This window comes from Thermanaeromonas sp. C210 (assembly GCF_013167955.1).
Classification (GTDB): domain Bacteria; phylum Bacillota; class DSM-521; order Neomoorellales; family Neomoorellaceae; genus UBA12545.
In genome coordinates this window covers 150,540-164,510 of sequence record NZ_BLWF01000002.1, presented here as the reverse complement: position 1 = coordinate 164,510, position 13,971 = coordinate 150,540, and the positions used below count along the sequence as shown (strand labels likewise).

General features: G+C 60.6%; 8 protein-coding genes. 2 read left to right on the top strand and 6 right to left on the bottom strand.

Annotation, left to right across the window (positions count from 1 at the left end; translation table 11 throughout):
* Positions 1-29 precede the first annotated feature (29 nt).
* The 6 genes from TAMC210_RS04880 to TAMC210_RS04855 form a co-directional block, all read right to left on the bottom strand.
* The gene (locus TAMC210_RS04880) at positions 30-1,391 is read right to left on the bottom strand and encodes a monomethylamine:corrinoid methyltransferase (protein WP_173297691.1); all 1,362 of its coding nucleotides are present in this window, start codon (positions 1,389-1,391) and stop codon (positions 30-32) included.
* Positions 1,384-2,052: a cobalamin B12-binding domain-containing protein gene (locus TAMC210_RS04875; RefSeq protein ID WP_173297690.1), complete on the bottom strand. Its 669-nt coding sequence runs from the start codon at positions 2,050-2,052 to the stop codon at positions 1,384-1,386. Before TAMC210_RS04875 ends, TAMC210_RS04880 begins: the two co-directional genes overlap by 8 nt.
* On the bottom strand, positions 2,036-3,838 hold the full coding sequence (locus TAMC210_RS04870; protein ID WP_173297689.1) for an ABC transporter ATP-binding protein: 1,803 nt from the start codon (positions 3,836-3,838) through the stop codon (positions 2,036-2,038). Before TAMC210_RS04870 ends, TAMC210_RS04875 begins: the two co-directional genes overlap by 17 nt.
* Positions 3,835-4,890, bottom strand: coding sequence for an energy-coupling factor transporter transmembrane component T family protein (locus tag TAMC210_RS04865; RefSeq protein ID WP_173297688.1), 1,056 nt, complete (start codon positions 4,888-4,890; stop codon positions 3,835-3,837). Before TAMC210_RS04865 ends, TAMC210_RS04870 begins: the two co-directional genes overlap by 4 nt.
* Positions 4,891-4,958: 68 nt before the next feature.
* Positions 4,959-5,600, bottom strand: a complete 642-nt coding sequence (locus tag TAMC210_RS04860) for a hypothetical protein (RefSeq protein WP_173297687.1) — start codon at positions 5,598-5,600, stop codon at positions 4,959-4,961.
* A gap of 306 nt (positions 5,601-5,906) precedes the next feature.
* Complete coding sequence (locus TAMC210_RS04855; protein ID WP_173297686.1) at positions 5,907-7,139, bottom strand: PocR ligand-binding domain-containing protein; 1,233 nt, start codon at positions 7,137-7,139, stop codon at positions 5,907-5,909.
* A 247-nt stretch (positions 7,140-7,386) separates the two neighbouring features.
* Here TAMC210_RS04855 and TAMC210_RS04850 point away from each other — a divergent pair, with 247 nt between their 5' ends.
* Both TAMC210_RS04850 and TAMC210_RS04845 read left to right on the top strand, forming a co-directional pair.
* Entirely contained in the window at positions 7,387-8,403 is a 1,017-nt protein-coding gene (locus TAMC210_RS04850) for a tetratricopeptide repeat protein (protein ID WP_173297685.1), read from the top strand.
* A 26-nt stretch (positions 8,404-8,429) separates the two neighbouring features.
* Positions 8,430-13,967: a DUF6079 family protein gene (locus TAMC210_RS04845; protein WP_173297684.1), complete on the top strand. Its 5,538-nt coding sequence runs from the start codon at positions 8,430-8,432 to the stop codon at positions 13,965-13,967.
* The last annotated feature ends 4 nt before the right edge of the window (positions 13,968-13,971 follow it).

The window sequence follows — 13,971 nt, the reverse complement described above, 5'->3', positions numbered from 1 at the left end:
ACCTCCCGTTAGGGCAAACTCTACAAAACTTAGAACAGCCCCATGGCGGCCAGCTTTTCTTTCACTTCTTCGTAAGTCCTCCGCCATTCCTCCACCGGCTCTATGCGAACCAAATCGTAGACTTCATTGAAGGGCCGGCCGAAGAGGGGTTGGGCGAAGGTATGCTGGTAGAGGGGCAGCAGCCGGGAGATAAGTTCGTTGGCCTGGCCGTAGGTTAAGCCCTTGTCCACCACGGCCCGTCCGACTTCGGCCATCAGGCGGGTCTCCAGGCCGCTGGCGTTATGGGTCTTACCGTTGGTAGCCGCTACGCCTAAAAGGTGCATACCGCCCTTTACATTGGCAATGGCGTTGGCCGCCACCTCCCACAGAAGCTCTTCCGTGCCCGCGCCGTTAGTGGCGAAGATGTCGCCCAGGAGAATGAGGGGACTGTGGCGGGCAAAGGCGCGGCCGACCAGATTGATGACCCACATGACTTCAGGGGTGCTGGTGGAGGTGTAACGGATGTGGACGGGGTGGCAGAGGTGGAGGTGGGCCTGGTTAACCAGGACTCCCAGCATGAAGGCGGCCATGGTAGCCACGGCCGTGGCTTCCGGTCCTCCGGCGTAACCGCCTACCATGGGGTTGGGCAGGTTGCCGTTATATCCCCCGTATTCCACGAAATTGGCCACCTTGGCCAGGTTGTGGTAATCCGTTTTAAGTTCGCTTAAGATAGGCACCAAGTGGATATCGCAGGTCCGCAGGTAATCGGGGTGGGCTACTGCCAGGTCGCCTAGGGAAGTACCGCTGCTTTCGGCGGCGATAAGGGGCATACCCGGGCGGCCGCAGCGGGTAATACCCTGACGCAGGAAACTCAGCTCCCGTCGGGTGGCGGTGATTTCCAGGGGGCTTCCGGTCCGTACCTCCCGGCCGTCCACCATCACAATGGCCCCGTGGTCCAGGCCGTCTATGAGGGGCTCCCGAGCATAAGATAGCACGGTGGCCAGGTATAATTCTTCCGGGATGGGGGCGCCCGCGTTGCCGCCGAAGACCACCGGATACCGCGAATCGTCCGGCCTCCGGGCGAAAAGGAGGCGGCTGTCGCGGCCCTGGCCCACCGTTATTTCCCGGGGGGCCATATGGAGGGCCCCTTCGATCTCTTCCCTGGTGAACTGCATGACTCTGCTGGTCGAACGGCAGTACAAGCCTACGGCCACGGCCATGTCCAGGCCGGCGGCATAAAGGGCATCAGCCTGTTTTTCGTCCTCGGGTACTACTTCTTCCGGCCGGAAGCGCAGGCCGTATTCACGGGCCAGACGCCGGGCCGTTGCGGCTACGAGCTGCAGATCGAAATCGGCTTCGGCCATGTAAGGCCCTGTTTCGGCCCGTTCCATTATTTCTACAAAGCTAAGCATCCTGGGATTCGCCTCCTATCAGCCGGCGGACTAAATGAACGGCTTCCAGGGCATTCTCCGCGTAACCGTCGGCCTTTATTTCCCGCGCATATTCGGCATTAACGGCAGCTCCGCCGATGATTATCCGATAGTTTTCCCGCTGGCCCTTTTCCTGGAAAAGATTTATAACATCCCGCAAATACGGCCGCGAAGTGGTCAGGAGCGACGAAAGGGCTACGACTTGAGGCTGCTCCTTGAGGGCGGCCTCTAAGATTTTGCCGGCGGGTACGTCCACCCCCAGGTCTACAACCTCAAAACCGGCCGCCACCAACATGGAGCTTACTATGTTTTTGCCGATGTCGTGGATGTCGGTTTCTACCGTAGCTATCAGCACCTTACCCCGGGACTGATAACCAGTGCACTGGCGCTGCAGTTCGGGCTGCAGAATTTCCAGGGCAGCCTTTAAGGCGTTACCGGCCAGCATCAGGTCGGCCAGAAAATACTCGCCGGCCTCGAACTTTTGTCCTACCACCTGAGCCCCGGCAATAAGCCCCTGATCCAGAATTGCCTGCGGATCTAGCTCTTGGGCCAGACCGTCCTGCACGGCCTTTAGAGCAGCCTGGCTGTCGCCGTCTATTACCGCCTGGCGGGCAGCCTCTATGGGATCATGACCGGTTTTCATTGAGCTTCGCCTCCCCACTGCTCAAAACTTGTTCCCACTCTTTTACGCTTATTAAGGACGGCCATTCCGGCTTAAGTTTCTGTATCTCCCAGGTGAGCTGAACCGCCTGGGGCGGATAGAGCAGGGCCTCTTCCACCAGATCCGGGCTGCTGAAAAGGTCCCTGGTGTCCCCATCGAAAACAACCCGGCCTTCCCGGAGAACCACCGAGCGGGGGCAGTAGGTAGTCACCAGACTCATATCGTGGGTAATGACGATTAAGGTGGTCCCTTGGAGGTTCAGCTCCTGGAGGAGGGTCATGATGTTGGCGGACATGCGATAATCCTGGCCCGTGGTCGGCTCGTCCACAATGAGGATTTCCGGCTCCATGGCCACAATACTGGCCACCGCCAGCCGTTGTTTCTGCCCCTTCCCTAGGAAAAGGGGGTCCTCTTCCGCCAATTCCGAAAGCCCCACTATCTCCAAAGCCCGGGCGACCCTTCTCTTGATTTCTTCCTCTGGCAGTCCCATGTGGCGCAACCCGTAAGCTACGTCATCGAAGACGCTGCGGGTGAAAATCTGGTGTTCGGGGTTTTGAAACACATAGCCTACGTACCGGGGAAGCTGGGAGCGGACCTTTTTGGACCGTATGTCCAGCCCTAAAACCTCGGCCTTTCCTTTGGAAAGGGGATATATGCCGCAAAGGACTTTGGACAGGGTGGTCTTGCCGCTGCCGTTGGCCCCCAATAAGGCCAGGAACTCACCCCGGTATATTTGGAGAGTGACGCCCTTAAGGGCCACGGTCCCGTCGGGGTAGCTCTGCTCCACTTCCTCCACCCTAATGACGGCTTCCCCCCTGGGGGGCGGAGGATCGGGACGGGGCACGGGCATGGATTGCAAGCGGGGGGCCAGGCGGGCGGCAGCCCCCTGCACGGTGACCGGGGCATGGTCTTCCAGGGAGCACCCGGCCGCATGGAGCACCCTGATGGCTTCGGGAACCATAACGCCGTGGCGTTCTAATTCGTCTACGCGGTTGTAAAAAACGGCCGGCGGAGCGGTGTAATGAATACGGCCTTCGTCCAGGAGGATAACCCGGTCGGCAAACTCCATAATGACCTCGGGATTATGCTCCACCAGGATTACGGTAAGGCCGTATTGCTCCTTAAGGCTCTTTACCGCGGCCATGACTTCCCTCTTACCCACCGGGTCCAGGTCGCTGGTAGGCTCGTCTAAAACCAGGATTTCGGGCCGCATGGCCAGGAAGGACGCCAGGGCCACCCGCTGTTTCTGCCCGCCGGACAGGTCGGCCGGGTGGGTAAGGGACGCCCGCGGCCACAAATGTTCGAGATTGACCATTTTTAATGCTTCCCGGGCGCGGGCTTCGATTTCGGAAGCGGGCAGCTGGAGGATCTGCATCCCCAGGGCCACCTCATGGAGGACGCTCATCCGCAGGAATTGGTTTTCCGGATCCTGCATAACGAGGCCTACCCGGGGCGAGAGGACGCCCCGCCCGCGGATGGCGGCTTGAGAACCCTCACCTTCCAGGTAAGTTACCGGTTCCCCTAAGACCTCCACGGAGCCTCGCCAGTAGTTGTTCACCTGGCCGTAGGGCACCTTGATGGCGTGGGGTATAATTCCGGCGATGATGCTGCACAAGGTGGTCTTGCCCGCACCGCTGGGCCCGGTAAGGGCCACAAACTCGCCCGCTTCAATCTCCAGGTCTACCCCCTGAAGAGCCCAGGGGTTTAACTTCCCAGTAAAGGCGGGGTAGCGCCACCAGAGATCGCGAAGTATAATTGCCGGCTTCATAATAAGTTCACCCACCATCCCAGGGCGCGGGTAAGGTTAAAGTTGCCGGCGTATACGAGGAGCACCAGCGCCAGGCATAGGATTATCACGGCCCAGTCCGCAGGCCGGAAGGGCATTGTTTCATGAAAGGGGGTGGGCTTTCGGGCCCGGTGGAAACCCCGGGCCAGCAGGGCCGGTCCTACTTCACTGGCCCGGCGGAACATGGTGGCCACAAGGGGTACGGCAAGAAAGGCGAATTCTTTAAGTTGCTGCCATATGGGGCGCTTCTGCAGCCCGATACCCTTGGCCTTTTGAGCCTGCACGATGGTTTCGTAGTCTAACATGGCGGTGCTCATACTCCTTAATGCTAGGGAAATAAAGAAGCTAAGGCGGAAGGGCAGGCCCAACTGGCAGAGGACTCCCACGAATTCGAACTCCCGTACCGTCATAACTAACATTAGAGTGAGAAAAACCATGGCGGCATAACCGCCGACCTTGGTGACCGCAACCAGGATGTTTTTGTCGGACAGGTAAATATACAGGGGGTGGAAAAAATCGATTTTGGCCCCGATCCAGCTGTAGTCCAAACCGGTGAGCTCTACCAGAGCCAGGGCGGCCAGCCCGGCCATCAGGGCGGAAAAAATACCTTTGGTAAACCAGAAGGTCACCAGGCCGGCCACCACGAAGGCTACGAGGGACAGGGAGATGCCGATGGGAATATATCCGTGGTAAACTTCCCACCGGTAGAATACCCGGCTGCCGGGGTCTGGATTGAAAACGATCCAGTTGATGAACAGGGTCAGCAGCATAAAAAAGATCAACACCAGGTAAGAGCGAAAGACCCACTGGAGAGTCCCGGCCCAGATATGGGGTAGAAGGGATAAAAGGAGTAGTACCATCACCATTGCCGGGTCCGGGCTGCCCATATCCATACCCCTCACCAGCACCAGGGACAGGAGAAGGGTAGCCGCCAGTTTGGTCACGAGGTGAATCCGGGCCAGGGCCGTGTCGGCCCGCATGGAGAACAGCAGCGTCCTTACGTATTGTTTATTGGCACTGGCGGTATCCGGCATCCTTTCATCTCCTTTGTTGCGGTACCGTTCCGGGTCCGGTCCCCGGGTTCCCAAGGGTTCTTATTCCCTTAAGACCAGATGCCCCGGGTAGTCAAGCCGAATCTTTCGATAACAGGAGACAGGGTGGTCAACAGTATGGGCCCGATGATGGCAATGACGATGGTGCCCCCTACAAACCAGGCCACCCATGTGGGGTAGAAGGCGTTGGGCGGCACTATGCCCCCTAAGACCAGCAAAGCGGTACCGAAGAGCCCGCTGATGATGGTGGGGATAAGGGCACCGAAGAAGAAGTAGAAGAGGTAATTTTTGAAGGATTTCAGGACATTCCTTCCCAAGGGATCGAAACCGATGCGCGGGCCTACCAGGCGGATTATGATGAAGGGAACCAAAGGCTCCAATATGTCAGCAATAGACCAGGGGATGGAAAAGAGCACCGGCAAGCCGCTCAGCCAGCCCGCCCCCACAAGACACCCGATGTATGAAGCCAGGATACCCCATCCGCCGAACCACAGCGTCATCACATTATAAAAGGCCGAGGCCACATAGAGGGCCGAAACACCTGCGAAGCCGATGGGCACGGCGAAGACGCCCAGCCAGGACACGATAATGGATACGCCGATGGCAATGGCATAAACGGCGTATTGGGTCATGGTCAACGGGGGATTGGGATTCCATGCCAGAGTATATTGGGGCTCCTTCACGTCCACCATGCTTTTTCCCTCCTTTTCCTTACGGGTTATTTCCCCTCGCGCATTCTGCCTGCATGCCGGTCCCATCACTCCCACGACCGGCCCCGTACGGCGATGGCCTTTATCCCTCGGTCCCAGCCCCCGGGGATGGCGACCGAAGGTGCCCGGAGCCGGGTCCTCCGAGCCATTCCCTTTTGACTCCAGATGCGCTTTTAGTCACCCTTCTGGTCCAATACCACCTCCTCGGACTAAGTCTACTTAGAAAGTTAAAAAGGATTTCGCAGTTTGCGCGCGGATTCCTTGACAAGATTCTGCTTTCTAATGTAACTATTCGGTCTTTTTCGCCGCATAATATTGTTCCTGATACTCCCGCGGAGAGAGCTGAACTATTTTCTTAAAGACCCGGGTGAAATAGCTGGGGTTGGGATAGCCGACCCGCCTACCTATTTCCCGGATGCCCAAGGATCCCTCCCGCAGGAGCTTTTTGGCCATTTCCACGCGAAGACGGGTCACATAGGCTATGATGCTTTCTCCCATGCTCCGGCGAAAGAGGTGGCTCAAATAGGAGGGGCTTACATAGGCCGCCCGGGCGATGTCCTCTACCGTGAGGTGGGGCTGGTGGTAATTCTCGTAGATAAAGTGGAGGGCGCGGCCCAGAATGGGGCCTACTTCTTCTTCCCCTTTGGGCGGGCAGAAGGTTTCCAGGGCCTGCCAGGGAAGCTGCCGCAGGACCTCTGCCGGGGCCTGGCTGGCCTGCCAGATGAGCTGGGCGTTAAGGGTGAACACCCGGCTGAGGTCTTCGCCGGGCAGATCGGCTGCAGCCCGGCTCAAAAGTACGATGAGGTTTATCACCTGGGAACGGAAGCGGTGGATGTCGACGCTTTCCTGATCCTGCAGGTCGTTCAGGAGGGATTGGAGGATTTCCTTGGCTCCGGCGTGGTCGCGGGACCTTACCCGGAGCAGTAGCTCCTGCTCCCGCTCCATAAGGACTGCCCTCCGCGACGGCCATTCCCCTTTAACTATGGCTGCCATGGCGGTGCGCTGTCCCCGGGCAAGGTAGTTGGCCATCAGGTAGAGCATTTCCACACTGCTCTGGGCCTTCTGGGGTGAGATCAGTTTTAATTGCCGGGAAGCCGCAAGAAGCCGGTCCGGGTCCAGGTGTAGGTCCTGGGCCACGGCTAGTACCATGGAGGGGAATTCTTTATCCGGCGGGCTCAGGTGGGCCTCACCACAGACCACGGTGAGGCCTACTTCCGGATCTATGGCTACCGGCAGGGCCCAGCCTAAAAGGCCGGCGTGGCACCGAAAGAGATAGGGTCCACCGAATTTCCTGGCCTCCTGCCCGGCCCGGGCGTAAGCTCGCCGGCAGCGCGCTTCACCCGCAGGGGTGCTGCAGATCAGCTGGCAATAGGGCGCCTCCTGCTGCCCTTCCGGCTGCAGAACCACCTGCCCTTTGTAACCCACCCCTTTCACCACCAGGCCGGTAAAGCGGTTAAAGGCGGAGAGCAGCTCCTTAAGGCTTCCGGCTTGGATCAGTTCGGATAGATTAAAGTGGTACATAGCCTACCCCCTTTGTTCCCTTCTAGTCCTTACTTTATCACGCCACTAGGACTGCGGCAACGTCCGCGGGCGTATCTTGTAGAGGGACAAACATGATATAATTAAATAGCGTAAGAAGGGTCGGTAAAGTGATCTAAAAAAGGCGTACTGCCGGCGGGCCTAGACATGGACAGGGGCGAGAACCTGCCTTATGGAAGTATCTACCGGACCCGTCGGGACAACGGCGTTTCCCGGAGGGGGTAATCCCATGGCTACCGGCAAGGCCGAGGGCTTCACCACGGTGTGGCAACGGGTGACATACCTTAAAAGGGCCGGGGATTGGGAGGCGGCCGCGGCCGAGCTCGAGGCAGCCCTGGAGAGCAGGCCTGACGATCCGGCCCTTCTTTTAAGCCTGGCGAGCCTCTATATTCGACTGGGGAAGTACCCGGAAGCCGATTGGCTGGCGGACAGGGTACTGGAGCATAATCCGCGGCATTCCCGGGCCCTGTTCCTTAAAGGGCGGGTGGCCGCCCGGCGGGACGACCACCTTGCGGCCGTGGAATACCTGGAGGCGGCCTTTACCGAAGAGCGCACTCCTTATATAGCGGCCCGCCTCGCCCAGGCCTATATCAACGCCGGCCGGGCGGAAAAGGCGGCTGACTTCTGCCGGGGGCAACTCAGCTTAGACCCCGACCAGGTAGAGCTCTGGAAGAAACTGGGCCTGGCCTTGGAGAAATTGGGAGATTCTAACGGAGCTGCCCAGGCCTACCGGGAGGTCCTGAACCGGAGCCCGGAGGATGCCTTTATACAGGCTCGTTATGTTAAGCTGGCGGCCGGAGGAGATAAACAGGAGGGCCCGGGCCTTTTGCGGGAAATAGATGCCTTTTTAAAGGTGGAGAAGAGGGCCCAGAATCCCCATCTCCATGCCGTAAAAGGCCGGGAGCTTTACCGGCAGGGGCGGTATGAGGAGGCCGCCGCTGCCTACCGCCGGGCCCTGGAGCTGGCGCCCGGCGACCCGTATTTCCTGGCCCACCTGGGTTTCTGCCTATACCGCCTTAACCGGGAGGCCGAAGCCTTAGAGGTCCTGGAACAGGCCCTGGAAAAACGGCCTACTGATGTACATATTTGCCGGACCCTGCTGACCCTTTACCGGAGGTTGGGTCGCCAGCAGGAAGGGGCGGAGTTCCTGCGGTCCATAGCCGGGCGGGAGGCCGGGGCCCAGAAGCTCTGGGGACTGGCCCGTAAACTGGAGCGGGAAACCGGCACCGCAGACCCGGAACAATGACCAGACCAGGCTAAAGGAGGGTCACAATGCGGCCGCAAAATTCCCAGCCCACCATCGGCCATCTCATAGAGGTACCGGCGGTCCGTACGGTAATCCAGCTGCAGGATGCCCGCGATCCCGATTTGCAAGAGCACCTCGTGCAGAGCTTCGTCCTGACCGGGGAAGCCGAGAGGGCCCTGGGGGCCGTACTGAGCGCCATAGCCCGGGACGAGGGGCAGGGCTTCTTTCTCCTGGGGCCTTACGGCTCCGGCAAGTCCCACCTCCTGGCGGTCCTCCATCTCCTCCTCACTTCTCCTGAAAAGCGGGAGGTGATGGCCGCCAAGGAGAGGGTCGCCGCCGCCTGGCCGGAGGGGTGGCAGGCTCTTTTAGAAAGGGTGGGAGGCCGGCGCTACCTGGTGGCTGCGGTGTCTCTGGTGGAGCACAGCCACCATGAAGAATTGGAGGATATTGTGCTGGCGGCACTGGATGAAGCCGCCCAGGCCAATTTCGGCAGGGCTTTGGGACTGGCCACGCGGGAGCAGTATGTCGCCCAGGCCAGGGCGATCCTGACCGACCGCTACCCGGAAGTCCTAGAGGAGTTCCTGGCCCAGAGGGGAACCACCGAAGAGGAGCTTTTCGCCCCGGCGAATATCCACCTTTTGCAGGCCCTGTTAAGGCAGGTGGGCATGCCCTTCCGTTGGGGGTACCGCCGGCAGGAGGTCATGGCCGAGCTGGAAAGCCTCCTCGACGGCGGCGCGGCGGGAGGAGCGGTAATTTTAATAGACGAACTGTCGGAGTTCTTGCGCTCCAAGCCCGACAGCCGCAGTTTTAACGAGGATATACGCTTCCTCCAGTACCTGGCAGAGATATCCCGGCGCATGCCCTTGTGGGTGGTGGCCACCCTTCAGGAGCAGATCGAGGCCACAGGGGATATTCCGCCGGAAGCCTTTAACAAAATAAAGGACCGGTACCCCGTCTGCTTCCGGCTCACCGGCGAGCACCTGCGAGAAATCATCAGCCGCCGCCTCATCGTCCACCGGCCTCCTGCGCGGGAGTATCTGGCCGAGCTTTACGGGGAGCTCAAGGGGGCCTTTCACGAACTGCCCTTTAGTCAAGAAGAATTTTATGATCTTTATCCGGTGCATCCCCTGACGGTGGCGTTTCTGGAGCGCCTGCGCCCCCTTTTCTCCCAGCACCGGGGGGTGGTGGACTTTATATACTCGCGCCTGACCGGGGACCCGGCCCGGCAGATACCGGGCCTCTTGGACCGACCGGCAGACACCCTTCTCGGCCCCGACCTCATTTTCGATCATTTCCAGGACCGCATCCGGGCCCTACCGGAAACCAACCCCTATGTGCAACAGGTCTTCAATTACTACCAGGAGGAGATGCCCCGGCTCCTCCCGGAACCGCGGGAGCAGGAACTGGGATTCAGGCTCCTTAAAGTTCTCATCCTTGCGGCCCTGGGCGCCTCGGCCAAGCCCCTTACGGTGCGCGATCTCACCCATCTCCTCCTCTGCCCCCTTACCCGGCTGGAATGGCACTTGAATTACGAATATATAGCCGATATCCTCCAGCGCCTGTACCGGGGCGGAGCCTATATCGGCTGCCACGAAGGGTCCTCGCCCCTGGATACGGCCTTTTACGTGGATCTCCAGGCCGACGTGCAGCTCTTGGTACGCCGGCGGGTGGAATACCTCAAGAAGGGGTTTTTCCCCGGAGACCGGCGGATTTTTACGACCCTGGGGAGGCATCTTACCGACGCCCGTTTGCCCCTGGCCTCCCTCCTGGCCGAAACCCGCACCCCCTTAGAGGTATCCTGGCAGCAGACCCGGCGGGAGGGCTTGATCCTGCTGAAGGATTTGGAAGATCTAAGCCCTGAAAGCGTGCAAGAGTTGGCCCGCGAAAGCCTCACCACCGACGTGGATTTCATCCTCGTGCTGGGATGGGCCGGCGACACAGAGCGGCAGCACCGGCACCTGGAGGAGCGGCTTCTACCGGCCCTGACCGGCCCGGCGGGCCGTGCCTTCCTGTTCTGGCTGCCTTCCGACCTTTCCGAAGAGGAGGAGTTCCTTACCCAGGCCCTGGCTTATGAGCTCTTGCGGGAGGAGTATGCCGGGGATGCCAGCCCTACCGGGCAGAGGGTGCGTGCATACCTGGACGGAATCTGGGAGGAGGTTAAGGGCCGGGTACAGGATATTTTCCGCCGGGCCTACCTCTCGGGGCGGCTGATAGATGGGGAAGGCGAGGAGGTGCCTTGGCCCACCAACCCGGCTTATGAATCCTTTAAAGGCCTGGTAGAGAGGTTGGCGGCCGTAGTTCTGGGCCGGCGCTATCCCCGGCATGCCAAGGTGGCTCCCCGGGGAGGAGTTATCCTGCCCCCCCTGCTCCAGCGGGTGATAAACGAGTTGCTGATACCGGGGGAATTAAAAGGCAAGCCCGATGCCAACCTCAAAATGGGCCTGGAAAACTTTTTCCATCCCCTGGGGGTAGTCAAGAAAACCCGAGAAGGATACTTCCTGGAGATTTCGCCCGAAAAGAATCCCCTGGTGGCCGCCTGCTTGGAACACCTCAAGGAAGGCCCGGCAGAACTGGAGACGTTAAGCTGGAAATTGCGCAAGAGCCCCTTTGGGTTGAGCGAAACCGGGTTTCAACTTCTGGTACTGGCCCTGGTGGGGGCGGGCCTCGTCGTACCCTATGCTTCCGGCCGCCGGTTAAACCTGAGGCAGATAGGACCCTACAATTTCCAGAAGATCGACAAGCTGGCCTTGGCCGAAACCTTACCCGCCTCCTTTCAGGAGATCCTGGCAGGAGTTAAGTTTTTGCCCCCCGCCTGGCGGCAGGGTACTTTCACTCCGGCCCGGCAGCAGGAGATCTGGGACTACCTGGTACGGTTCCGCCGCGAAGCTGGTACGCACCTCCAGAGGGTGGAACATCTCCTGGAAAGTGTGGCCGATTACCCGGCCCTGGCGGCGCTGCCCTGGGAGACGGCCCGGGCCGATCTCCGCAGGGTGGCCGCTTTGCTGGAAGAAATAAAAGTATCCTACGGGCCACGGGAGGGTCTGGAGCGCTTCCTTGCGGCCTACCAGGCCGACCCCTTATGGGAGCTGGCTTGGGAACGCACCCAAAAACTAGGGGCCTTTCTGGAGCAGCACCTTAATCATTTTCTCTTTATGTACGGCTATCTTACGGCGCCCCAACTGTCCCTGCCCGATAGTCCTGCCTATCAAGGACTGCGGGAGGCAAGGGATAAATTATTGGGCCTCCTCCAGACGCCCGATTTGTTCTACCAGGAGGACCTCTACCAGCAGGCGGCTTCGGCCTTTGCTCGTTTCCAGCGGGATTATATAGAACAGTATACTGCCGAGCACCGGAGACTGCGCTCGCCGGAACGTTTTCAGCCCTATCATGCCCTGCGGGAGGGAGAGGCTTACCAGCTCCTCAGTCTCCTCAGCCAATTGAAGCAGGTGGCTGCTCCGGATTCCTTGAGGCGGATTAACCAGCTTCTGGTAACCGCCCTGGCCCGCCAGTGTGCGGAAAACCCGGAGGAGAAGCTGGCCCTCCAGCCGGCCTGCCCGTGCGGCCTGGTGCTGGGGGTAAAGGACGAACTGCCCTCTACGGCCGCCATCCAGGCGGCCATAGAGCAGGGCCTCCGGGATTACCTCCAGGCCCTTAAGGAGCCCCTTTACCGGGAAAAGGTGCAGGGCTTCCTGGCCGGGCTGGAAAAGGTGGGCCGGGCCCAGGAAGCTGCGCGGGTTCGGCGACTTCTAGATCTGGACGTGGATTCACCTGGCCTTCTAACCAGGCTGAAATCCGTTTTGAACCGGGCCGCTGTAGACCTCATCAACCAGGCCCTGGCGGGCCAGGTCCTGGTGCTGGACCGCAACCTGGACGACCTTTACGACCTCCTCGTAAATCGCATATTCCGGCCGGATCAGCTCCTAGACGTGGTACGGCGCTGGATGACCGGGCCGGATAAGGAAGAAGTGGAACCCGGCGCCCACATACGGGTGATAGGTAGCGGGGTAAAGGGAACGGCCGATTGCCTGGTTGAGAAGAAGGCTTTCTACAGCCATTCCCCGGGGAACGTGTATACCTGGCTGGCGGAGACGTATCCTGAATTGGTGCCCTACTGGAACCAGTGGGGCGGGTCGCGCTTTCTCTTGGTGCTCACCACCATATGGTGGCTGAAGATCCACGGCCGCGACGCCCGCATGGTGGCCCGCCTGTGTTCGCTGCCGGAGGTGCCGCCCGCCGCCCTGAGCAGCCTCCTGGAATTGGCCCGACAGGTATTCGAGCTACAGGCCGGCCCGGAGGAAGTGATCCCGGCCGCCGTCATGGCAGCCCGGGAGAGCCTGGACGGCCAGGCGGAGGAAGCCTACTGGCAGGTCTTAGCCCCCCGGGAGGATATACCGGGTCCGGACCTCCTTCCAGTCTTGGCCCGGGAGAACATTTTCCCCGTCCTTCTACGCCGGGCCACCGTCCGGTACCTGGAATGGCTGGAGGGGGCGGACGGCCCAGAGTTGGCCGCCGCCGTAGCCCGGTTGGACGCGGTCTCCGCCGCCCCGCCCGGCCCGGCCTGGGAAGGATCCGAGCCGGCCGCCTGGCTGGACGCGTGCCGCCTGGCCACCAGGCTAGTCTATTCCTTAAAGGCCTTGGGCGCGGCCGATCCGGAGGGCTTTAAAGGGCCGGACTGGGAGAAGGTTTACAGCTCCCACCTGGGCACCCTAGAGAGCCTGTATGCCCACCTGGAGCAGCGGCTTTCCCTGTTAGGCCTGGCCGGAGATTTTCCCTTAACGCAGGTGGAAGGGGAGGTGCGGCGGCTTCTGGCTGGCTACGCCGACGCCTTCCGCCGGTTTTACGGGGAGAGGAGCAGCGCTCCCGGCCTTACCCTCGAAGAGCTTTTGTCCCGGCTGGAGCGCTACCGCCAGCGCTGGCGCCCGGAGGCCCTGTATTTTATCTGGGCGGACGGGCTACGGTGGGATGCCTGTGAAGTGATGGTGGCCGAGCTGGGTCGCTCCGGGGTCTTATATGAGGAAGTGGCCCGGGGCCTCCTGTGGTGCCCCGTTCCCACCGTCACCGCCACCCAACTGGCACGCCTTGAAGGGGCAGGAAAGGCCCTGCGCTTTCTGGAGATCGGCCTTCCTCCCGGCGACCCGGCCGAGGTGGCCCGGCAGGGGAACCGCCTGGCCCCGGGGGACCCCAAGCCGGTCCTGCGGCTCAACCTGGTAGATGAGAAGGTTCATACCTCTACGGCGGACTATGCCACCTTCCTGGCCGAGCTGGCCTTGGGATTCCGCCGCCAGCTCCTGCCGCTGGTATCTGCCTTCCCGGCCCGTTCCCTTATCCTGATAGCCGGGGATCACGGTTATGCGGTGAATCATGGTTTCCGTCCCGAAGATGAGGAGCATTCCCCTCGCTACCTCCACGGAGGGGTTTCCCCCCAGGAAGTCCTGGTGCCCTGGGTGATCCTTTGGAAGGTGGGCAATCGACCACCGGCCTCCGGCCAGTTGGACTTTGAACCTTTTTACGGGGGCGGAACCGGGGGAGGTGATAGGAGGGCGGCCGGGCGTTTTTCCCTTTAAGGTT

Coding starts and splice junctions, on each gene's coding strand:
- TAMC210_RS04880 (WP_173297691.1), bottom strand. CDS start 1,391: ATGCTTAGCTTTGTAGAAATAATGGAACGGGCCGAAACAGGGCCTTAC.
- TAMC210_RS04875 (WP_173297690.1), bottom strand. CDS start 2,052: ATGAAAACCGGTCATGATCCCATAGAGGCTGCCCGCCAGGCGGTAATA.
- TAMC210_RS04870 (WP_173297689.1), bottom strand. CDS start 3,838: ATGAAGCCGGCAATTATACTTCGCGATCTCTGGTGGCGCTACCCCGCC.
- TAMC210_RS04865 (WP_173297688.1), bottom strand. CDS start 4,890: ATGCCGGATACCGCCAGTGCCAATAAACAATACGTAAGGACGCTGCTG.
- TAMC210_RS04860 (WP_173297687.1), bottom strand. CDS start 5,600: ATGGTGGACGTGAAGGAGCCCCAATATACTCTGGCATGGAATCCCAAT.
- TAMC210_RS04855 (WP_173297686.1), bottom strand. CDS start 7,139: ATGTACCACTTTAATCTATCCGAACTGATCCAAGCCGGAAGCCTTAAG.
- TAMC210_RS04850 (WP_173297685.1), top strand. CDS start 7,387: ATGGCTACCGGCAAGGCCGAGGGCTTCACCACGGTGTGGCAACGGGTG.
- TAMC210_RS04845 (WP_173297684.1), top strand. CDS start 8,430: ATGCGGCCGCAAAATTCCCAGCCCACCATCGGCCATCTCATAGAGGTA.